Here is a 20926-nt window from a genome sequence, read left to right on the forward strand (position 1 = left end):
CCATGTTTCCATTTCGAGTTGGTCATGGCTTTGATGTCCACAAGTTTGGTGAAGGGGATCATATTGTTATCGGTGGCGTGAGCATTCCTTATGAAAAAGGTCTTGTCGCGCATTCAGACGGCGACGTAGCCTTGCATGCGTTAACGGATGCTTTACTGGGCGCTGCTGCTTTGGGCGATATCGGCAAACACTTTCCCGATACGGATGCGGCGTTTGCCGGAGCGGATAGCCGTGGCTTATTGCGCCAGGCCTTTGCCGAGGTGAAAAAACTGGGTTGGCGCGTGGGCAATGTGGATGTGACCATCATCGCCCAAGCGCCGAAAATGCGCCCACATATCGATGCCATGCGCGCTAACATCGCGGCTGATCTAGAGATCGATATGGATGCCACCAATGTCAAAGCAACCACCACTGAGAAGCTGGGTTTTACTGGACGTAAAGAAGGTATCGCGGTTGAAGCGGTAGCGCTACTGTATCGAGACAATGCATGAATACACAGTGGCAATATGCTTGGACGGCACCACAAGTTAGCGCGGATTTAAAAACCTTTGCCAGTGACTTCCTTGTCGAAGAAGTGCTGGGCTTTGAGCCAGAGGGCAAAGGTGAATTCGTTTACCTTTGGGTCGAAAAGCAAGGGGTGAATACCGATTATCTGGCTAAGCGCTTGGCACAGGCGGCGGATATTTCGCCCAGTCGCGTCACCTACGCTGGCGTGAAAGATCGTCATGCTTGTACGCGTCAATGGTTCTGCTTACATATTATCGGTCAAGCGCCAGACCTTGCTCAGATTGAACAGGTGTTTCGTGAGCCGGAAATGGTGCGCGTGTTACGCCAAACTCGCCATTCGAAAAAGCTTCGTACCGGTGGCTTGCAGGGCAACCGCTTTGTCTTGCGGCTACGCAATCTGCAAGGGGACCGTGCCGAAGTCGAGCAACGCCTAAGCTTGATTGAGCGTTTTGGGGTGCCGAACTACTATGGTGAGCAGCGTTTTGGTATCCAAGGCAATAACTTGGTCAATGGTTATGAGTTTGTTATGCCTGGACGTAAAGGCACCCACAAACTTAATAAAACGCAGTCTTTCTGGTTATCTGCGATCCGTTCATGGTTCTTTAATGAAGCCCTATCAAGCTTTGTTGAGCAGGGCAGTTGGGACGTATTAAGCGTGGGTGACATTGCCCAGCCAAGAGACGGCGCACAATCGTTCCGTATTAAAGAGTTATCCCTTGATCAATTAGTACGTCATCGCAATGGTGATATTTCTCCGGTCTTGCCGCTCATTAGTGATGGATGGCCGATGGGGACTAATCCTGAGCGCGGCCAAGCGATGCAGGCACTGTATGCAGATCATGGTGATCTGCTGGATGGCTTGATTACTTTTGGTTTTGCGCGGGATAGCCGAGCGACCCGTATTGTGCCCAATAATATGGCCTGGGAATTGCTATCCAAGCAGGGTGAAGCGGATCAGCTCGTCTTGCAATTTGATTTGCCGAAAGGTGCGTTTGCCACCAGCGTATTACGCGAATTGTTTAATATTAATGACAAATCCCAAGAAAAACATAATGAGATTACTTTTAGCGAATGATGATGGTTTGGATGCTCAAGGTATCCAAACGCTAGCTCAACACCTAGCAAACGATTTTGAATGTACCTTGGTGGCACCTGATCGTGATCGCAGTGGCGCCAGTAATTCTCTGACCTTGACGCGCCCACTACGACCAATCTTAGTCCGTGAAAGACAGTATAAAGTGGACGGCACACCAACCGATTGTGTCAACTTGGCTTTGTCAGAAGTCATCGACGGTAAGTTTGATGCGGTGATCTCGGGGATTAACCATGGCCCGAACTTGGGTGATGACGTGATTTACTCAGGTACCGTTGCCGCGGCGATGGAAGCGCGCCATTTAGGGCGGCCAGCGGTTGCCGTTTCTTTGGTCGGCAATCGCCATTTTGAGACCGCTGCTAAGGTGGTGGCGCAGCTGTTACGCGATGCGCATACCTTGTCATTGCCACCCAAGGTGCTGTTGAATATCAATGTGCCAGATGTACCGTTTGCCGATCTTAAAGGAATGAAAGTGACGCGTTTAGGTTACCGCCATCAGGCGCATCCTGCGATTCCGGCGAATCATCCCAAAGGGTTGGAGTGCTATTGGATTGGCGCTTTAGCGGAGCCTCATGATGCGGCGGACGATACCGACTTTTACGCAGTGGCCAATGGCTATGTGTCTATTACACCGATTCACACGGATATGACCTGCCATTCGGCGTTACATCAACTACATCAGTGGGTGAATGATTTAACACCATGAGCATCGCATTGGATGACCTTATAAAACGCTCATCACCTCGTTCTAGCCAGATGTTAGAGCATTTGGTTAGTGAAGGGGTTAGCCATAAAGAATTGTTGGAACTGATGGCCAATTTGCCGCGCCATGAGTTTGTAGAACCAGCGTTTTCGCATCTTGCTTACAGTCCGACGCCGTTACCGATCGGACGAAATCAGACCATCAGTCAGCCATTAACCGTGGCAAAGATGACGTCCTGGTTATTGCAGTATTCACGCTTAGGTCGAGTACTGGAAATTGGTACTGGGTCGGGTTATCAAACCTGTTTGTTAGCGCACTTTTTTAATAAGGTGCACACTATTGAACGCCAACAAAGCCTGTATGTCCAAGCCCAAGAGCGCCTGCGTAATATGCAGATTAATAATGTTGAGTTCTTACATGGCGATGGTCATTTAGGTTGGCCGCAGAAAGTACAGATGGATGCGATTATTGTCACGGCTATGGCCAGTAAGGTACCGGCCGCGTTAACGGACATGTTAAAAGAAGACGGCGTATTGATCATGCCGATTGCGGATGAGGTGCCTTCGATTGGCTGTTGGCGTCGAGTCGGCGATAAGTGGAAGCGTTTAGAGTCAGCTCCGGCTCAGTTTGTGCCGTTATTAGAAGGAAAAGTCGATGCCTAAGTGGCTCAAAATTTATTTAAGTGGTGTGTTGATGGGCGCTGCCGATGTGGTGCCGGGGGTATCCGGTGGCACCATGGCCTTTATTGTGGGCATTTATGACCGCTTGATTGCAGCCTTAAGTGGCGTCAATGGCAAAAGTTTAAAGATGCTTTGCAAAGGTGATGTAAAAGGCCTATGGCAGCATTTTGATGGGGCTTTTCTTTTGACATTATTGTTAGGGATTGCCACCAGTATTTTTGCTATTGCTAGCCTGATCACCAGCTTGCTGCAGGATTACCCTGTTTGGCTATGGAGTTTCTTTTTTGGTTTGATCCTAGCGTCAGCCTATATTTTGATCCATGAAATGAAGCGCTTTAGATTGGTCCATGGGATTGTCATGCTGTTTGGTATCTTTGTTGGCGCAGCCTTATCCATGTTGGTGCCAACACAAGTGGATACAGGGCTTGGGATGGTGTTTATTTCAGGCATGATTGCTATTTGTGCGATGATTTTACCCGGTATTTCCGGCAGTTTTATTTTGCTGATGATGGGTATGTACGGCTTTGTGATTTCGGCAGTGAAAGATTTGAATGTGATCGTCATTGCTGTGTTTGCGTTGGGTGCACTCATTGGTCTGCTAAGTTTTTCTAAGTTATTGAATTGGCTATTATTACATGCCAAATCGGTTACGTTAGCGCTTTTGACGGGCATTATGATGGGAGCTTTAGTGAAGGTGTGGCCTTGGAAAGAAGCTCTGTCTTATATTGAAGTGGGTCATAAGCGCATACCAAGTGAAGAGCACTTATTGTTGCCATGGCATATGGCCAATTACGAATTTATTAGTGGTTTACTGATTCCATGCGCTTTGATCTTTTTAGGAGGAGCACTCGTTTATGGTGCACATTACATCTCTCTTACAAAAAACCTACGCTTGGGCGATAAAGTAAGAGAAGTGTAAAAAAAGGGACCCTTCGAATGTTAAAGGTAGGTCAACTGAGAACATTTACCAATTCCATGGCATCACTGACAAGGAGTATCAGTGGTGCTGTGTTTGTGTGCGTATTTGTGACTGGTTGTGCCTACGATAGCTTTCACTATTATGAAAAGGGGGCTTATAACTCTAGCCCCAAAACCAACTCAATTCCGAGTTCCGGTATTCATCGAGTGAAGTCCGGCGACACCTTGTTTTCTATCGCTTTTTCATACGGTTTAGATTACCGCAATGTAGCGAGTATTAATGGCATTCCAGCCCCTTATACAATTTATCCTAATCAAAAGATTCGCTTAACCGGTGCACCTCAAAAGGTTGCACAATCTACAACAATTGCGACCCCTAAACGACCTGCTGCACCGGTAACAAAAAACACCACGGCAAAAGTGAATACCCCCTCAAAGCCTGTGTCGACTGTAAATGTGCCTGACAAAAATGTCTCGTCTTGGCATTGGCCGGTGATAGGTTCTGTTACAAAAGGCTTTTCAAACGCGGGCGTTAGTAGTAAAGGTATAGATATACGAGGTAAGGATGCCGAGCATGTGAAAGCAGCCGCAGATGGTGTCGTTGTGTATGCAGGCAATGGCTTGATTGGTTATGGTAATTTAGTCATAGTGAAACATAACGACGTGTATCTTAGTGCTTATGCTTACAATGATCGTATCCTAGTAAAGGAAAAACAAAGTGTTCGAGCGGGTGATTCCTTAGCCATCATTGGTGGCAAAGGTACAGAGCGACCCTTGCTGCATTTTGAGGTGAGGCGTGATGGTCAGCCAATTGATCCACTAAAAGTGCTACCCAAAAAATAATAATCATAATTTGGGAATTGAGGAGGGCTATATGAAATCGGTAGAAATGGATAAGTCAGAAGAAGATATTGTTCAAAATGCTGATGATTTTGACTTCGATGATGATTTAGAGGATGTGGAAGAGGATGACAGCACAGACGAGGATTTTGAGTCTGCTGTCAATGCACGCTATGCAGATGGCGATGCTAAATCTCTCGACGTAACTCAGTTATATCTTAGTGAAATCGGCTATTCACCGCTTTTGACCGCAGAGGAAGAGGTGTATTTTGCACGTCTTGCACTGAAAGGGGATGAGGCTGCTCGCAAACGTATGATTGAAAGTAATCTACGTTTGGTGGTTAAAATTTCTCGACGTTATTTAAACCGTGGTTTAACCCTGTTAGACCTGATCGAAGAAGGTAACTTAGGCCTGATTCGTGCGGTGGAAAAATTCGACCCTGAGCGGGGCTTCCGCTTCTCAACTTACGCCACTTGGTGGATTCGTCAGACCATCGAGCGAGCCATCATGAATCAAACGCGTACCATCCGCTTGCCAATTCACGTGGTGAAGGAGCTCAATGTCTACCTTCGAGCTGCGCGTGAATTAACGCAGAAATTGGATCATGAACCCAGCCCAGAAGAAATTGCTCAAATGCTGGATCGTCCGGTAGAGGACGTACAGCGTATGTTGAGTCTGAATGAGCGTGTCAGCTCAATCGATTCACCTGTAGGTGGTTTAGAGAACGACAAGAGCCTAGTTGAGGTGCTGGCTGATACGCAGCACGCAGGCCCTGAGAGTGAGCGCCAAGAAGGGGATGTGCAGCATAATATCGAACAGTTGTTGGATGAACTGAACGATAAGCAATGTGAAGTGATCGCGCGCCGTTTTGGTTTGCGTGGCTACGAACCAAGCACTCTTGAAGATGTCGGCTTTGAGATTGGTCTAACGCGCGAGCGAGTGCGTCAGATCCAAGTCGAGGCGCTACGTAAACTGCGAATGTTATTACAGAACCGTGGACTGTCTTTGGCGGATGTGATCGATTTAGATCACTAAGTAGGTCAGTTGCCTGAATAAAAAGCCCTAGTTAATGCTAGGGCTTTTTTGTTGCTGTCGGTTTAATAACTGGAGACGGGCTGCTTTAGATTCCAATCAGGTCTCTTGTTCAGAGGTCTGCTCTAGATCAAGCTCGAGCTCATCCATATGCTCTTTGATACGCGCACGATACTTTTCTGATAAGCCTTTTACCGCGTACGCTAGAACTTCACCTTGCTCAAGCTCAATGATTTCCGGCAAGCTCAAAATAATGCGGTTTTGGATTTCTGGGATGGTAATGATGTCTTCTGTGACCACCAGCTGATTATTTGACTCAGACATGGCGAGCGCATCAGCGGCTTCAATCAATGGCGAGATGCTGTCATCGATTTGATCCGCTTCATACATGCGTGACAGAGATTCGTCTCCCTTGTGTAGGCCCATATGATAAGTAATAGCGGGGACATCATGGTAAAGGTTGCTGCCCATTAGCTGCTTTAACAGCTCTTGGATCAACTGGGCACAGCTGGCCGCATTCATGTACAGGTTTTCATCGCAGTTTTTCGCTTGGAATAGCATCAAGACGCAGTCTTTTTCATACTGATGCACCTGGCCATTGTAGTATTCGCTAGCCAAGAAAATCGTGCGGTAAATCGGTGTTAATAAGTTAGCAACCTGAAGAGGCGGTAATTCATCACGCCATTCGTTCAAATGTTTGAGTTGAATAAAGAGGGCACAGGATTCGCGCTCAGTATCCTTGATAATTTGCTCGAAGTTAATTTCAAACTGGCCTTCTTCATCAACGGGTGGTTCATCCGCTTTCTCAGGCTCAACTTCAACCTCACGTGCTAGTGGCGCGGTCAATTCTAACGTTTGCAATTGGCGTATATGACCAATGAGTTCATCTGCTTCTAAATAAGTTCGCTCAGGCATAGGAAGGTTATTAGTGCCGTTTGTATAGGCTTGGAGAGCATCACTGGCGCGAGTGATGGGGTTAAATAAGCGTCGTACAATCAACAGCAGTATTAAACTGGTCACGGCGGTTAAAAAGATACCTAAGCCAATCATCAAATTACTGATATGACTTAACGTGGACTGCACTGAAGTTCTGTCTAGGGTGATTAGGACATGTCCCACCACATCGTCACGAAAACGAATAGGTGAGCTGAAGATGCGATGGGTATCACTCGGGCGTATTTCTGGCTCGTTGCTACTTTGTGTGCCGTTGCGGTTGGCTTCTGCTAACAGTTCATCTTTTTTGTTGTACACCCTGGCACTGAGAATATTGTCACTGACCACTAGACGGTTCAGCAGTACGTTTAGACTCAGCAAATCATTGGTTAAGATCGACTGGCTGGCGTTAAAGGCTGCTTGGGTGGCAAGGCTGCTACCGAGCACATCGGTTTGCTGATTTAGGTGCTTATTCACAGCAGAGGTAACAGAAAACCAAACGACTGCCAGCGTGATAAAAATAAGAGCCAAATAAGAAGTCAGCAAAATGCTGGCAGACGAGCATTTTCTAAGCAGCTGGTAGTAGCCAGATGAGAGTTTTTTTAAGGTGTCCATCGACGTCCTGGTGTGTTCTGTTTTGGGTATCTCATTGATATACCCGAAATTAGTTCAAGTTCTAATCTGTTGTCGGATCTAACGAGTATTTCTTTAGAGCCTTGTAGTGGTTAGCGTCAGCATGGGGATTTGATATAGTAAGTGTCCCCATTATCAGGAGTTTCTATGACAGCTTCGATCACCCTTATTGGCGAGCATCTCGCACAATATGAACCAAGCTTTCAAGCTTGGCTTGCCACACAACAATTAGAGGCTTCCCGAAAAGTTCTCACCAATCAGAAAGATGTCTTTTGTGTTCAGCGTTATGACCTTAGCACTCCGCTTGCAGATGGTAAATATGAAGCGCTGCGTACTGAGTTATTAGCCCTTGCCGATTCCACTGGTATTGATCATGTTCTTCAACTGGCAACACCAGATATCCGCAAACTAGGTCTCGCTGTGTTCGACATGGATTCTACCTTAATCAAGGCAGAAGTGATGGATGAATTAGCCGTTGAAATGGGTATTGGTGAACAGATTGCCGCAGTGACGGCGAGTGCCATGCGTGGTGAAATCGACTTTGTCGAAAGCTTTACGCAGCGCTTATCGTTGCTTGACGGTTTGAGCAGTGAGGTGATGGATTCGGTTTACCAACGCATCGAGCATATGGATGGCATCGGAACCTTAATGCAGGTGTTGCATCACTTTGGTTGGAAAACAGCGATCTTATCCGGCGGCTTTACTTACTTTGCCGATCGAGTGCAAACCGATCATGGTATGACCGAAGTGCATGCTAACGTGTTGGAAATCGTGGATCGTAAGCTGACTGGCAACTATGTTGGCCCGATTGTCGATGCGAAGCGCAAACAACTGCTACTAGCAGACTTAACTGAAAAGTATGCGGTTCCAGCTGAGCAAACCATTGCCTGTGGTGATGGTGCCAACGATTTGTTGATGCTCAATGATGCAGCGCTTGGTGTGGCCTTGCATGCTAAACCCATCGTGCGCCAGCAAGCTCCATGTCCGATGAGCCAGTTAGGATTGGATGGTATCTTATACCTGCTTGGCTTAAGCAGTGATGAGATTGCCGAGATCGTTAACGCTTAAATAAAAAAGGCCTAGTGCATTGGGTAATGACTAGGCCTTCGTTTTATCGGTCAATCGATGCTGACAGCAATCAGAAGCCGTTGAATGGATAAAAGTCGAACTGACTGTTCAAGGTAACATCTTGCTGTGCTGGCACATGCAAGTAGCCGTCGGTTTGGCTGGCTGCCAGCAGAGCACCAGAGCTTTGTTGCGAATGAGGCGTTGCCACCCCATGTTTTACATGCACACGTAAAAACTCATCCCGTGATTTATTACTCTTGCGCTCAAAGGCGCAAGTCACCGGAATCGGATCGGGTAGATCCAACTGTTCGCCTGCCGCTTTGGCCAGTGCTAAGCGCGCAAACAGGTGGAAGGTCACCAAGGTCGAACTGGGGTTGCCTGGTAAGCCAATAAAGGGCGTGTTAAACACGTTTGCGAACACTAATGGTTTGCCTGGTTTAATGGCAATCTTCCACAGATGCAGCTGACCATTTTGTTCAATTGTGGCTTTGACATGATCTTCTTCCCCCACTGAAACACCACCCGAAGAAATAATCACATCCGAGCATTCGCTGAGGTGCTTTAGGGCATCTTCGGTCGCTTCAATCGAATCCATTGCATGGCTGCGCAGGCTCACTTGATGGCCAGCACTGATCACCAGGGATTCGATTAATGGGCCGTTTGAGTTATAGATTTGACCGGCTGCCAAGGGCTGCCCCGGGACTTGCAACTCATCACCGGTGGTTAAAATGCCGACCTTCAGTGGCGCATAGGTTTGAACTTCGGTGATGCCTATGCTGGCTAGCACACCGATATCAATCGCCGTTAAACGCTTGCCTTTGGCTAAAACGGTAGCGCCGCGGGCGATGTCTTGCCCTGCTGGGCGAATATTGTCGTTTAGCTTAACCGGGTTAATAAAACGCACTAGATCGCCATCGAGTTCGGTATTTTCCTGCATCACCACCGCATTGGCCCCAGCAGGGATTTCCGCACCTGTAAAGATACGGGCGCAGGAACCCGCGGCTAATGGTGCTGGTGCACAACCTGCGGCAATACGCTGTGAAACAGCTAGCGTGTCCGTGTTGTCTAAGTCACTGACGTGCACGGCGTATCCGTCCATGGCGCTGTTATCCGCTGGCGGTACTTGGATGTTGGAGATGACATCTTGTGCCAACACTCGACCAAGGGCTTGGCCGAGTGTTGTGCTCTCTACTTGAGTGGCGCACTCAAGAGCGCTTTTGATGTGTGCAATGGCCTCTTTGAATGGCAGTAACGATGCCATATTACACCTCGTGTACAGGTGGCTGGTATGGGCCTAACAACATGGTAACGAAGTTACATGGGCGATGGCGCGCATCTAGTTGCTCTTTGATAATGCCGTTCCAAGCAGTACGACAGGCACCCGTTGAGCCAGGTAGACAGAAAATCAGTGTCTTGTTAGCAAGGCCTGCCAAAGCACGAGACTGAATTGTCGAAGTGCCGATTTCTTGGTGAGAGATTTGGCGGAATAGTTCACCAAAGCCGTCAACTTGCTTATCTAGCAGTGGAATGATGGCTTCAGGGGTACTGTCACGTGAATAAAAGCCGGTACCGCCCGTGATCAATACCACGTGAGCGTTTTCATCGGCAATCCAGTTTGATACCACAGCACGCATGGCGTAAACGTCGTCTTTTACCAAAGCGCGATCGTTTAGAGTATGGCCTGCTTCTTTGAGCATTTCGATCAATGCCTCGCCCGAGGTGTCTTCTGCCAGACCACGAGTGTCTGAAACGGTTAACACATTGATGTTAAGGGGGCGAAAAGGCGAAGGTGTTTTAGCCATAATAAAATCCTTTATTAACCACCAGTTGCGCTCATAAAGCGCAAGATTTGTGGTTCTTCTTCTAGATTGAAATGATGTTTCTCTGGTTTTAACACCAAAGAATCAATAATGGTTTGTTTAAGTAGCTCAACGTTCTCAGGATGCGCGCGCATGACGGCTTTCAAATCCTTTGAATGTTCATTGCCCAGACACATTAGCAGACGACCTTCGGCAGTCAAACGGACGCGGTTACAGGTGCTGCAAAAGTTGTGACTGTGTGGCGAAATAAAGCCAATTTGCTGAGTTTCGCCAGCGATATTGAAGTAACGTGATGGGCCGCCAGTTGAACGCTCACTGGCGCTCAGTTGCCAACGCTGGCTCAAACGCTCACGTAATTCATCGCTGGAAATATAGACTTTGGCACGATCATGGTGGCTAATCTGTCCTAGTGGCATCTCTTCAATGAAACTAATGTCCATTTTATGTGCCAAGGCGTACTCCACTAGATCTTCGATCTCATCGTCATTGTGACCGCCTAGAATCACCGCGTTCAGCTTAAGCTGTTTAAACGGTAGGGCGCTGACGGTTTCGATGCCACGTAGGACCTGTTCAAGCTTGTCGCGACGGGTCAGTTCTTCGAAGCGCTCACGTTTTAGTGTGTCTAGACTGATGTTGATACGAGAAACGCCCGCATCGAACAACTGCTGCCCCATCTTTTCCAGTTGCGAGCCATTGGTGGTAATGGTCAGTTCGTCTAAACCAGGTAGTGCGGCAATTTGCTCTAGGGCCCAAAGAATGTCTTTGCGCACCAGTGGCTCACCACCGGTGATGCGAATTTTGCGCGTACCCAGTTCTACAAAAGAGGTGGCGACCTGAACGATTTCCTCTAACGATAGAATATCTCGACGAGGTAAAAAGGTAGCATCTTCATCCATGCAGTAGGTACAGCGAAAATCACAGCGATCCGTCACTGAAATCCGTAAATAATCAATTTTTCGTCCAAACGGATCGATAAGCATGGAGTCTGACACTTGAATTGGCCTCGCTACAATTTTCTAATAGAAGCAAAATTACTCGACAGAGGCAAAAACTCTGTACTGACTGTGGTTTGCGTTATGCTCAAATAACGCAATATTTGAGTCCAGTTAGAGCCACTATTGAAATAGGGGAAACGCAGTGCGTAGTGTTATACATAATTTGATAGATTTACTCACTTTGAATCGGGTATCTGACACTAAATTTGTCGGTAAGAGTCAAGATTTAGGGTTCCCCAAGGTCTTTGGTGGGCAAGTCGTTGGACAAGCACTCAGTGCAGCAGCGCAAACGGTTCCTGATGAGCGCATGCCTCATTCTCTTCATAGTTACTTTATCCGTCCAGGGGATGCGACGCAAACCATCGATTACGATGTGGAAGTGATTCGCGATGGCGGTAGCTTCAGTGTACGCCGGGTCATTGCTTCGCAAAAAGATGGTCCGATTCTATTAATGACTGCCTCGTTTCAAAAATTTGAAGACGGTTTGTCCCATCAAGAAGCCATGCCCAATGTGCCAGGACCAGAGAATTTCAAATCTGAACTCAGTCTGTTTCAAAAGCACGCGGAAGAGATTCCAGCCAAGATTCGCAGTTTATTGATCGCTGAACGTCCGATCGAATATCGCATTGTAGAGAATCAAAATCCGTTTCGACCGCGTCCAGGTTTACCTACTCGCCATATGTGGATCAAAAGTGTCTCACCATTGCCGGACAATGAGTTAGTGCATCAATCTATGCTGGCGTATACCACCGACTATGGCTTTCTCGAAACCGCGTTACAACCTCATGGGATTTCCATTGGCAACCCTAATCTCAATATCGCTAGTCTCGATCACTCGATTTGGTTCCATCGCCCATTTCGTCTCGATGAATGGCTGTTGTATGTGGCGGACAGCCCTTCGGCCTCAGGTGCGCGTGGCTTTGTGCGCGGTAAAATCTTTAACCGAGAGGGGGCGCTTGTGGCCTCTACGGCCCAAGAAGGTTTAATTCGTCTGACGAGATATTAGCTTTGTAATGAAGTGTAATTAAGTTTGGTTTTTTAGCTAAATTTTAGCTGATTTAAGGCTTTTCACGGGGGGTGAAATCTGTTTTGTAATTTAATGTAGCTCTATGGTGTATTTTGTTTTGTTTATGTTAATTTTGCTCGTCTTTCATTATCAAAATTAATACCTGAACTAGTTGGTAATTCTTATTAACGCTGGGCCTTAGGGCGCTGGCATGGATTTATAAGGGTTTAACGTGGTGCCTCGTAGAAGTGCGGTTCAATTTATCTTAACTAAGGTAATAGCCTGTTATATTGCTATGGCTACTATCGTGTTATTGGTGTTTTGGGCTTGGTCTAGTCATCATGCTGAACAGCATCGCAACGATGTGGTGGAGCAGTTGCAAAGTGCTATTGTAGCGGCTCTAGAGCAAACGCCAGACGACATGCAAAAAGTCTTTGAGTGGCTATCTGTGGGCATCAATATCAGTCAGGCAGATGAAAAGTCATTACGAGCCATTGCACTGTTAGGCGAAGACGGACACGTTCTTTTTGCTTGGCCTAGCGCGCACCAGTTAGCGGCGACAGACTCCGGTACCTTTACTGCGTATAAGGTACAAAACTCCTCCTTCGAGCTTGTTATCGCCTTTTCCGACACTCTATTAGAGCGAGTCTTTAATCAAGATATCTTGCCATTTTTGGGAATATTGCTTTGCCAATTGACGCTGTTGCTGTTGTTGCTTAAGTATCTTGTTAAGCGTGGCATCTCAAATGCGTTCAATGGTTTTATGCGTGAGTTGAGTCTAGTTAATCTGCGTCATCCTACGCCTTTGCAAGCGGATTCATTTCTGGGGCAATTCGGTGAGTATCGTCAAGTTCTGGCAGGCGTAAACCGTGTCATTTTATCCTTGGCCAAGTCTCGCGCCGAGCTTGCTGAGATTAATCAAGGGTTAGAAACACATATTTATGCTAAGACTGCGGCGCTAGAGGAACGCAATGAGGAGTTGTTGATCCTGAATAAGCAGCTGTCGATTATTGCTAATACCGATTCTTTGACTCAAGTATGTAATCGCACCCGTTTCGATGTTTTGTTTAAAGAACACGTTGAACACGCTAAACGAAGGGCTACCTCGCTGGCTATCTTGCTGGTGGATCTGGATGACTTTAAAAAGGTTAATGATAGATTTGGACATCAGGCTGGCGATCAGGTGCTAAAGCGTGCTGCGCATCTCATTCAAAGTGTGGTGGACGAAGAAGGGGTCGTAGCGCGCTGGGGCGGAGAAGAGTTCGCCGTATTGTTGCCTTACTTTGATTTGTACAAAGCGGAAGAAAAGGCGGAAATGCTACGTGCTACGATAGCCAAGGCTCGCTTTGAGGAGCAAGCCATTAAGGTAACCACTAGTATCGGTGTGGCGCAATTAAGCGATTCAGAATCGGCAGCACAGCTGCTAAAACGTGCTGACGATGCCCTGTATGATGCCAAGGGCTCAGGGCGAAATCGCGTGATTATTGCCTCTTTGGAGCACATACATACTCAATTGGAGTTAGCGGATGGCGAGTTTATTGAGGTGCTTGATGTTGAGCCAGAGCCCACTCAAGGTGCACCAGAAGTTTCGCAGACGCTCCTGACCTAGCGTTTTCTAAGGCGTCAATAATATCGACTCGGGTCGGCGCATTACCTAACGCGACGGCGATATTGCGGCGCCAATTCTCATAGCCGGTGCGGCGAATGGGGGAGCCTTCTGTATTTTTCAAAAAGGTTTCTTCATCCCAATTAAATAAGATAAGTAAGTCTTCACTGTCTAAATGATGGCGCGGTTGAAAGTCTTCTTCTTGCGTGTACTTGGCAAATTTGGTCCAAGGGCAGACCAATTGGCAATCGTCACAACCAAAAATGCGGTTGCCCATTTTTGCTCGTAGCTCTTCAGGAATGATGCCATCGTATTCGATAGTAAGATAAGAAATGCACTTGCTGGCATCCAATACCCAAGGAGCAACAAAGGCATTGGTAGGGCATTTATCCAAACAGGCGCTGCAACTGCCGCAGTGGCGCTTAGGGGTAGGCCTATCCACAGGTAACGGTAGGTTGGTAAAAATCTCCCCCAATAAGAACCAGCTACCGGCTTTAGGGGAAAGTAATAAGGTATTTTTACCAATCCAGCCCATGCCTGCTTGTTCAGCGATTTGTCGCTCCAGAATGGGGGCACTATCAACAAAGGCGCGGTAACCATGATCGCCGATGGCTTGCTCGATTCTTTTCGACAGCTGCGTTAAGCGCTTGCGGATCAGCTTATGGTAATCACGACCAAGGGCGTAACGGGCAATGTAGCCTTTTTCCTTGGTTTGCAGGCGTTTAACGGTTTCTACTGACTCTGGCAAATAGGCCATGCTCAGGCTTAAGACACGTTGTGTGCCGGCATGTAAATTGGCGGGGGCAAAGCGTAACTCAGCGTGATTGGCTAAGTAGTCCATTTCACCGTGATAGCCCTGATCTAACCAAGCTTTAAACTCTTCCCGATATTGCTCTAGAGCCGGATCGACAATACGACAGTCGCTAAAGCCAAATTCTTTAGCCCATTGCTTAATGTCGTTGGCTAGTTGCTGTAATTCAGTATCAGAAAGAGAAGACACAATAAAAAACTTTGCTTGGTTATGCTGCGAGAAGCATTCATTGGGAAGGCAAAAGTAGGAGCGTAGTACTCCTACTTAGAAGGGCAACTTAGTACAGGTTGCTGTCACTCTTAACCGTGTCCATCAATAGCTTGATGAATAGGCGGTCAGCATCAGAGTGCTCTTCTGGGATTTTAAGTGTGGTTTGGCTAGAAACCGCTTCGGCGATCACTTGGTAAGCATTTGGCTCATTGATGTGTTGTTTAGCAATGCGAACCAATTCACCTGATAGCTCAGGCTCCATCAGCATTTTGCGGAAGCAGCGCAAAAATTCATCGATGATACGTTGTTGATTTAGTTCTGAAGCCATAGTGGTAACTCCTTAATTCATAATATAAGTATGACACCATGAAAGCCCTATCAGAGCAAGAAGAATGGCGATTATCGGGCTTTTTCATTGACACTTTAGGGTGTGCCTGACAAAATGGCCGCTTACGTCGGCAATACCCCGCTGACTATCTCTTCTGATGGTGGCCAACAGCCCCTTCCAATACGACTCAGTATAGTCGTTACACTAAGTGTTGTAGGTAGAATTTTTCCTCGCAATGCTTCCCCTCGCGAAAAGACGCGGGCAGTGTCAAAACTGCGATTTCTTGCGTTTGAGTGTTCCTTGGTTCTAGGCAACTCATTTGTTTTGCAAACATCGTTTTATCAACTTTTATCTGACCTTGGTATGCGGTTACAATAGGCGCACCAAAATAGCAGATTGATGAACACTATAGAGGTTTACAAGGTGGAGTTATTATCCGGTGGTGAAATGATCGCCCGCTTCCTCAAAGACGAGGGAGTAGAATACATTTATGGTTATCCAGGTGGTGCAGCACTGCACATTTATGATGCACTGCATCGCCAATCTGACGTCAAGCACGTTCTCGTCCGTCACGAGCAAGCGGCGACGCACATGGCTGATGGCTACGCGCGTGCGACAGGTAAACCTGGGGTTGTACTCGTCACCTCTGGTCCTGGCGCAACCAATACTGTAACCGGTATTGCGACAGCATTCATGGACTCCATCCCTATGGTGGTCATCTGTGGTCAGGTAATGAGCTACTTGATTGGTGAAGATGCGTTCCAAGAAACGGACATGATTGGTGTTTCGCGTCCAATCGTTAAGCATAGCTTTACGGTTAAACATCCTTCTGAGATCCCATTGATCCTGAAGAAAGCTTTCTACATTGCAAGCTCTGGTCGTCCTGGTCCGGTTGTTGTCGACATTCCAAAAGACATGACCATGCCAAACGAGAAGTTTGAATACAGCTACCCAGAATCGGTATCGCTACGTTCTTACACTCCGCCAGCGAAAGGCCATAGCGGTCAAATCAAGAAAGCGGTAGATCTATTGTTGGCGGCAAAACGCCCAATGATTTACGCAGGTGGTGGTGTCATTATGGGCGGTGGTTCTGAGCTACTGACGAAATTGGCACAACAACTTGAATACCCAGTAACGAATACGCTAATGGGCCTAGGTGGTTACCCAGGTACTGATAAGCAATTCGTAGGTATGCTAGGTATGCACGGCTCTTACGAAGCCAACCAAGCCATGCACCACAGTGATTTGATCCTAGCGATCGGTGCACGTTTTGACGATCGTGTGACCAACGATCCAGACAAATTCTGTCCAAGTGCGAAAATTATCCATGTGGACATCGATCCTGCTTCGATTTCTAAAACGATTCGTGCCGATGTGCCAATCGTTGGTCCAGTGATTCAAGTACTGGAAGAAATGTTGTCATTGATCGACGATGCGCCAGCGCGTGCTAACCAAGATGCGATCAGCAACTGGTGGAAGCAAATCAACGAATGGCGTCAAGTACACGGTGGTCGTTACGACACGACGAGTGAAAAGATCAAGCCACAAGCAGCGGTTGAAGCTTGTTGGCGTGCTACCAACGGTGATGCATTTGTGGCATCAGACGTTGGTCAACACCAGATGTTCACAGCGCAGTACTACAAGTTCGCTAAACCTTACCGTTGGATCAACTCTGGCGGCCTAGGCACAATGGGCTTCGGTCTGCCTGCGGCGATGGGCGTTAAGATGAACTTCCCTGAAGAGACGGTTGTGTGTGTAACCGGTGAAGGTAGTATCCAGATGAACATCCAGGAACTATCGACTTGTCTACAGTACGGCTTGCCAGTGAAGATTCTATGTTTGAACAACGGTTACCTAGGCATGGTGCGCCAATGGCAAGACATGAACTACGAAGGCCGTCACTCAAACTCTTACCTAGATTCATTGCCTGAATTTAAGACACTGATGGACGCCTACCGTCACAAGTACGTTGAAATCCGTACTAAAGACGAGCTAGATGCGAAGATGGAAGAAGCGTTCGCGATGAAAGATCAGCTTGTATTCATCAACTGTTATGTAGACCCAGAGGAACACGTATACCCAATGCAAGTACCACGCGGTTCTATGCGTGATATGTTCCTAAGCAAAACGGAGCGAACTTAATATGCGACACATTATCTCAGTTTTAATGGAAAACGAACCGGGTGCATTGTCGCGTGTTGTAGGCTTGTTCTCACAGCGTAACTTCAACATCGAAACGCTAAACGTTGCCCCAACAGACGACCCGACTTTGTCTCGTCTAACGCTAACAACCTTTGGTTCTGACCAGGTGGTTGAGCAAATTACTAAGCAACTAAACAAGCTAATCGACGTGGTGAAGCTGGTGGATTTGACCGAAGGTCAACACATCGAGCGAGAATTGATGTTGGTGAAAGTACGTGCCTCTGGCGCTCAGCGTGCTGAAGTGAAACGTACAGTAGACATCTTCCGTGGCAACATCATCGATATGACGCCCTCAATCTACACGATGCAGATCGTTGGCGAGTCAGATAAGCTAGATGGCTTCCTACAAGCACTAGGTGGCATGCACATTCTTGAAGTGGTTCGTACTGGTGTGTCTGGTATCGCCCGCGGTGAGAAAACTCTGTCACTGTAAGGTTTGCCTTGCATTAGATATTAAAAACGCGCCAGATGGCGCGTTTTTTTATGCCTGTAATTTAAGCCACCCCATGTGCAATTTCCTGGTATCTCTTAACGCTCTGCTGACAATTGTTGAGTGAATTGTCAGCTTGATTAACATTCAGTACTTACTGGGAGTAAAAGCGTAACTGACTGATTCTAGGTTTATTTTTTCTCAGGAGTAGCCACAATGAAACTACACATTCATTGGAACAGGACGGAACTATGAACACTTCAACGGCACTTAAAAATACAGCGACAATGGTTAAGAAAGGCGCTCTAGCAACTGCTATTGCAGCTGCAGCCTTAGTAGGGACTTCCGCTTACGCAGACGATCTAGCCTGCGCACGAGTGGCGGGTAATGAGGCGGCAGTAGAGATCGCTAAGGCGCAGGAAGACTGGAGTAAAATCTTTACCTCAGAAGCCAAGCTAGCTTACGCGAAGACAGGATGTTTTATTGATCAGCATCTGACGGAGAATGATGCGGATGGTAAATGGTCAGAGATTAAAGAAGGATTCCAAGAGGGAATGGCGGAGCTGCATGATGACTTCCAAGATCAAGTCGATAAGGCCAAAGATGCCTACGAGGATGCTAAAGATAAGGCAGAAACAGACAAGGCTCTAGCCGAGGCCAAAGAAAGTTACCATGAGACTATGGAAGAGATCAGTGAGGCATACCAAACTTCAGTAGCAGCCCTGAAAGACAAGCTGGGTATTAATGAGTCATAAGTTGAAGTGAAGGAAATATTTATATGCCTACTAGATTCGGCCTGCTGGATTTTAAGCAGCTGATTGTTCTAGGTTCAAAAGAAAAGTCGTACTAGGTAAACTGGTACGGCTTTTTTTATTTTTGCCTCTGGGGTAGGTCAGTCACAATATGGATAAGATTAATTGGAAGTTGCTGAAAGCATTAGAAGAAAACGGTCGCCTCAGTTATTCCGAGCTTGCCAAGTTGGTGCATTTGTCTGCGCCAGCGGTGGCTGAGCGCATCAAAAAGCTAGAAGAGCAGGGCGTGATCACTGGCTATCAGGCCAAGATCAACCTTGAGAAAGCAGGAATTCCGATTACTGCGTTGGTAGAGTGCGAGGTCTATCGTACCAAGGAACGTGAGTTCAAAGAGTTGGTGCTCAGCCTTGATGAGGTGCTGGACTGCTATAACGTTACCGGTCCCTCGGCGTTTATCTTGCGCGTGGCGGTGTCGTCTATGTCCCGTTTGGATATTTTATTAGAACGCCTGATCGACTTGAGTGACACCAAGACCATGATGATTTTATCGCAGCCTGTTGAACGCGAGATGCCACTCAATATTGAAGAAACGACTAGCGCATTTCCTTAGCCGTTTCTGGAGTTAACGCTCCTTCTTTGCGTGGCCATTGGCTGACGATCATTCCGGTAAAAATCAAGGCACAACCAAACAGCGCGCGATCACTTAATACTTCACTCATAAATAACCAGCCACCGATGACGGCAAATACTGCTTCCATGGATAGGATTAAAGCGGTCGTGCTTGGTGTTACTTGGCGTTGTGCTAGAGTCTGCAATGTAAAGGCAATCCCTGAAGAAGCGACTCCCGCATAGACCAATGGCCACCAAGCGAGTTCTACTGCGGCCAATGTTGGTGTTTCCAATACAAATGCGGCAAGGCTAGCCCATAAAGTTGCTACGGCAAATTGCATAATCGAAAGAGGCAGGGCTGGTAAAAAGCGAGAGAGATAGCCGATCAATAATACGTGTAGGGTCCAGAAAAACGTGCCGGCAAATTCAAGCGCATCGCCTTTGTTAATCGTTAGATTGGGGCCAATGGTTAAGATGTAAAAGCCCGCCAACGCAACAGCGATCCCTGCCCAAGTTAAACGATCCACCGCATGTTTGAATAATAATCCGACCAAGGGCACCAGCACGATATACATGCTGGTAATAAACCCTGCATTACCGGCGGTGGTATACAAAAGCCCCGTCTGCTGGAAGGTGAAGCCACAGAACAGTAAGGTGCCTGCAGCAAGACTGCCTTTGACTAATGCCTTCATTGGATAGGCTTGTTTACTCTTAAAAATAAACAGCAGGGGGATTAGCGAAAGTGTCGCTAAAAGAAAGCGTACCGCATTAAAGGTATGTGGACCAATGACTTCCATGGCGGTGCTTTGCGCAACAAATGCGAATCCCCAAATGCTGGCGGTTAGCCATAAAAATAAGTGTGAAATAGACATGACAGGCTCTCAATTTGTCGTTACAGTTGCCGCCTATTTTACGGTCAATGGCAGAAATCAGAACAGCCGTATACCTTTGAAAATAAGGTGAGAATCCTTGGTTAATAAGGTAATTAGAGGTTTCTGCTTTGGAATCTAAAGTCATTCATTGCGAGGTATTCCCCAGAATGGCACTTGAGTTTTGGTTAGCGACAGCACCTATCCTGTTGCTGTTATCGTTTGGTCCAGGACCAAACAATTTTACCGCCATGTACAACGGTATCCGTGTCGGTGCTATGTCGGCAGTGATTGCGGTAATTGGGCGTAATATTGCCTTTACCATCTTGATGGTGATTTCGGCATTGGGTCTTGGAGCAGTAATCGTATCCTCGTCCTTTTGGTTTAATGTAGTGAAATGGCTAGGTGTGATTTACCTGCTGTACATAGGTGTAAAAACTTGGTTGGCGGCAAAAGACAGCCTGCACACTATGGAAGAAGATGGTGTGGTGGTGCCTAGCTCCCATTACTCGCGTATGCGCCAGGAGTTTATGATTGCCATCAGTAACCCAAAAGCCGTGTTGATCTTCACAGCGATTTTTCCGCAACTATTGGATTTGACTAAACCGGTGGCGATTCAGTTTACCGTGATTGGGGCGACTTTTGTTTTGACGGAATTTATTGCCGCATTTTTCTATGCGGTGGGCGGTCGCCAATTGCGTAAGATGATTCGCAGTCCAAAGGGGCTGGCGAACCTAAATCGAGGTATGGGCGGTATTTTTGTCGCCGCCAGTGTGTTTTTGGCCACAGCGACCCGCTAACCCACTACAATTATGACTAAAAAGGCCGCTGATGCGGCCTTTTTTGTGTTTGTTGAAATCGATGGCAGATGATTTGTAGT

General features: G+C 47.1%; 22 protein-coding genes. 15 read left to right on the forward strand and 7 right to left on the reverse strand.

The annotated features are described in order from the left end of the window. Window positions 1-2: 2 nt before the first annotated feature. From ispF to rpoS, 7 genes are read left to right on the forward strand one after another with little or no spacing between them, the layout of a single operon-like run. Window positions 3-491 carry a 2-C-methyl-D-erythritol 2,4-cyclodiphosphate synthase gene (gene ispF, locus ACOSVP_RS01935; protein ID WP_487345824.1) on the forward strand — a complete coding sequence of 163 codons (489 nt, stop codon included), beginning with the start codon at window positions 3-5 and terminating at the stop codon, window positions 489-491. Continuing rightward, window positions 488-1582 (forward strand): tRNA pseudouridine(13) synthase TruD, encoded by a 1095-nt coding sequence (gene truD / locus ACOSVP_RS01940; RefSeq protein WP_487345825.1) that lies wholly within the window; start codon window positions 488-490, stop codon window positions 1580-1582. Before ispF ends, truD begins: the two co-directional genes overlap by 4 nt. Continuing rightward, window positions 1560-2306 carry a 5'/3'-nucleotidase SurE gene (gene surE / locus ACOSVP_RS01945; RefSeq protein WP_487345826.1) on the forward strand — a complete coding sequence of 249 codons (747 nt, stop codon included), beginning with the start codon at window positions 1560-1562 and terminating at the stop codon, window positions 2304-2306. Before truD ends, surE begins: the two co-directional genes overlap by 23 nt. Further along, on the forward strand, window positions 2303-2965 hold the full coding sequence (locus tag ACOSVP_RS01950) for a protein-L-isoaspartate(D-aspartate) O-methyltransferase (RefSeq protein ID WP_487345827.1): 663 nt from the start codon (window positions 2303-2305) through the stop codon (window positions 2963-2965). Before surE ends, ACOSVP_RS01950 begins: the two co-directional genes overlap by 4 nt. Continuing rightward, window positions 2958-3902 (forward strand): DUF368 domain-containing protein, encoded by a 945-nt coding sequence (locus ACOSVP_RS01955; protein ID WP_487345828.1) that lies wholly within the window; start codon window positions 2958-2960, stop codon window positions 3900-3902. Before ACOSVP_RS01950 ends, ACOSVP_RS01955 begins: the two co-directional genes overlap by 8 nt. A gap of 17 nt (window positions 3903-3919) precedes the next feature. Continuing rightward, window positions 3920-4744, forward strand: coding sequence for a peptidoglycan DD-metalloendopeptidase family protein (locus ACOSVP_RS01960; RefSeq protein ID WP_487345829.1), 825 nt, complete (start codon window positions 3920-3922; stop codon window positions 4742-4744). 31 nt (window positions 4745-4775) lie between these two features. Continuing rightward, complete coding sequence (rpoS, locus tag ACOSVP_RS01965; RefSeq protein ID WP_487345830.1) at window positions 4776-5777, forward strand: RNA polymerase sigma factor RpoS; 1002 nt, start codon at window positions 4776-4778, stop codon at window positions 5775-5777. 96 nt (window positions 5778-5873) lie between these two features. On the opposite strand, the gene ACOSVP_RS01970 is transcribed toward rpoS, so the two are convergent. Next, window positions 5874-7322 carry an AhpA/YtjB family protein gene (locus ACOSVP_RS01970; protein WP_487345831.1) on the reverse strand — a complete coding sequence of 483 codons (1449 nt, stop codon included), beginning with the start codon at window positions 7320-7322 and terminating at the stop codon, window positions 5874-5876. A gap of 165 nt (window positions 7323-7487) precedes the next feature. Here ACOSVP_RS01970 and serB point away from each other — a divergent pair, with 165 nt between their 5' ends. Next, window positions 7488-8408: a phosphoserine phosphatase SerB gene (gene serB, locus ACOSVP_RS01975; RefSeq protein WP_487345832.1), complete on the forward strand. Its 921-nt coding sequence runs from the start codon at window positions 7488-7490 to the stop codon at window positions 8406-8408. A gap of 70 nt (window positions 8409-8478) precedes the next feature. Here the strand turns inward: serB and ACOSVP_RS01980 are convergent, their stop codons facing one another. The 3 genes from ACOSVP_RS01980 to moaA are packed head-to-tail and all read right to left on the reverse strand — an operon-like array spanning window position 8479 to window position 11208. Continuing rightward, window positions 8479-9669: a molybdopterin molybdotransferase MoeA gene (locus ACOSVP_RS01980; protein ID WP_487345833.1), complete on the reverse strand. Its 1191-nt coding sequence runs from the start codon at window positions 9667-9669 to the stop codon at window positions 8479-8481. A 1-nt stretch (window position 9670) separates the two neighbouring features. Further along, the gene (gene moaB, locus ACOSVP_RS01985; protein WP_487345834.1) at window positions 9671-10210 is read right to left on the reverse strand and encodes a molybdenum cofactor biosynthesis protein B; all 540 of its coding nucleotides are present in this window, start codon (window positions 10208-10210) and stop codon (window positions 9671-9673) included. 14 nt (window positions 10211-10224) lie between these two features. Next, the gene (gene moaA, locus ACOSVP_RS01990; protein ID WP_487345835.1) at window positions 10225-11208 is read right to left on the reverse strand and encodes a GTP 3',8-cyclase MoaA; all 984 of its coding nucleotides are present in this window, start codon (window positions 11206-11208) and stop codon (window positions 10225-10227) included. Between the two features lie 196 nt (window positions 11209-11404). Here moaA and ACOSVP_RS01995 point away from each other — a divergent pair, with 196 nt between their 5' ends. Together ACOSVP_RS01995 and ACOSVP_RS02000 are read left to right on the forward strand one after the other, a co-directional pair. Beyond that, a complete protein-coding gene (locus tag ACOSVP_RS01995) occupies window positions 11405-12229 on the forward strand; it encodes an acyl-CoA thioesterase domain-containing protein (protein ID WP_487345836.1) in 825 nt (274 codons plus the stop codon). A 295-nt stretch (window positions 12230-12524) separates the two neighbouring features. After that, complete coding sequence (locus ACOSVP_RS02000; protein WP_487345837.1) at window positions 12525-13838, forward strand: GGDEF domain-containing protein; 1314 nt, start codon at window positions 12525-12527, stop codon at window positions 13836-13838. Here ACOSVP_RS02000 and queG read toward each other — a convergent pair. Both queG and ACOSVP_RS02010 read right to left on the reverse strand, forming a co-directional pair. Continuing rightward, window positions 13765-14835, reverse strand: a complete 1071-nt coding sequence (gene queG / locus ACOSVP_RS02005; RefSeq protein ID WP_487345838.1) for a tRNA epoxyqueuosine(34) reductase QueG — start codon at window positions 14833-14835, stop codon at window positions 13765-13767. The two genes, ACOSVP_RS02000 and queG, sit on opposite strands and share 74 nt — an antisense overlap. Before the next feature lie 88 nt (window positions 14836-14923). Next, a complete protein-coding gene (locus tag ACOSVP_RS02010) occupies window positions 14924-15184 on the reverse strand; it encodes a hypothetical protein (protein ID WP_055462092.1) in 261 nt (86 codons plus the stop codon). Between the two features lie 423 nt (window positions 15185-15607). On the opposite strand from ACOSVP_RS02010, the gene ACOSVP_RS02015 reads away from it, so the two are divergent. The 4 genes from ACOSVP_RS02015 to ACOSVP_RS02030 all read left to right on the forward strand — a co-directional run bounded on the left by ACOSVP_RS02015 (window position 15608) and on the right by ACOSVP_RS02030 (window position 19178). Further along, window positions 15608-17326, forward strand: coding sequence for an acetolactate synthase 3 large subunit (locus ACOSVP_RS02015; RefSeq protein WP_487345916.1), 1719 nt, complete (start codon window positions 15608-15610; stop codon window positions 17324-17326). A gap of 1 nt (window position 17327) precedes the next feature. After that, entirely contained in the window at window positions 17328-17819 is a 492-nt protein-coding gene (gene ilvN / locus ACOSVP_RS02020) for an acetolactate synthase small subunit (RefSeq protein WP_055462094.1), read from the forward strand. A 248-nt stretch (window positions 17820-18067) separates the two neighbouring features. Further along, window positions 18068-18571: a hypothetical protein gene (locus ACOSVP_RS02025; protein ID WP_487345839.1), complete on the forward strand. Its 504-nt coding sequence runs from the start codon at window positions 18068-18070 to the stop codon at window positions 18569-18571. A gap of 148 nt (window positions 18572-18719) precedes the next feature. Further along, the gene (locus tag ACOSVP_RS02030; protein WP_487345840.1) at window positions 18720-19178 is read left to right on the forward strand and encodes an Lrp/AsnC family transcriptional regulator; all 459 of its coding nucleotides are present in this window, start codon (window positions 18720-18722) and stop codon (window positions 19176-19178) included. Here ACOSVP_RS02030 and ACOSVP_RS02035 read toward each other — a convergent pair. Then, window positions 19162-20049, reverse strand: a complete 888-nt coding sequence (locus tag ACOSVP_RS02035; RefSeq protein ID WP_487345841.1) for a DMT family transporter — start codon at window positions 20047-20049, stop codon at window positions 19162-19164. The genes ACOSVP_RS02030 and ACOSVP_RS02035 overlap by 17 nt on opposite strands. A gap of 167 nt (window positions 20050-20216) precedes the next feature. On the opposite strand from ACOSVP_RS02035, the gene ACOSVP_RS02040 reads away from it, so the two are divergent. Beyond that, window positions 20217-20846 carry a LysE family translocator gene (locus ACOSVP_RS02040; RefSeq protein ID WP_487345842.1) on the forward strand — a complete coding sequence of 210 codons (630 nt, stop codon included), beginning with the start codon at window positions 20217-20219 and terminating at the stop codon, window positions 20844-20846. Window positions 20847-20926 lie beyond the last annotated feature (80 nt).

This window comes from Marinomonas sp. HM11-D, from assembly GCF_057626615.1.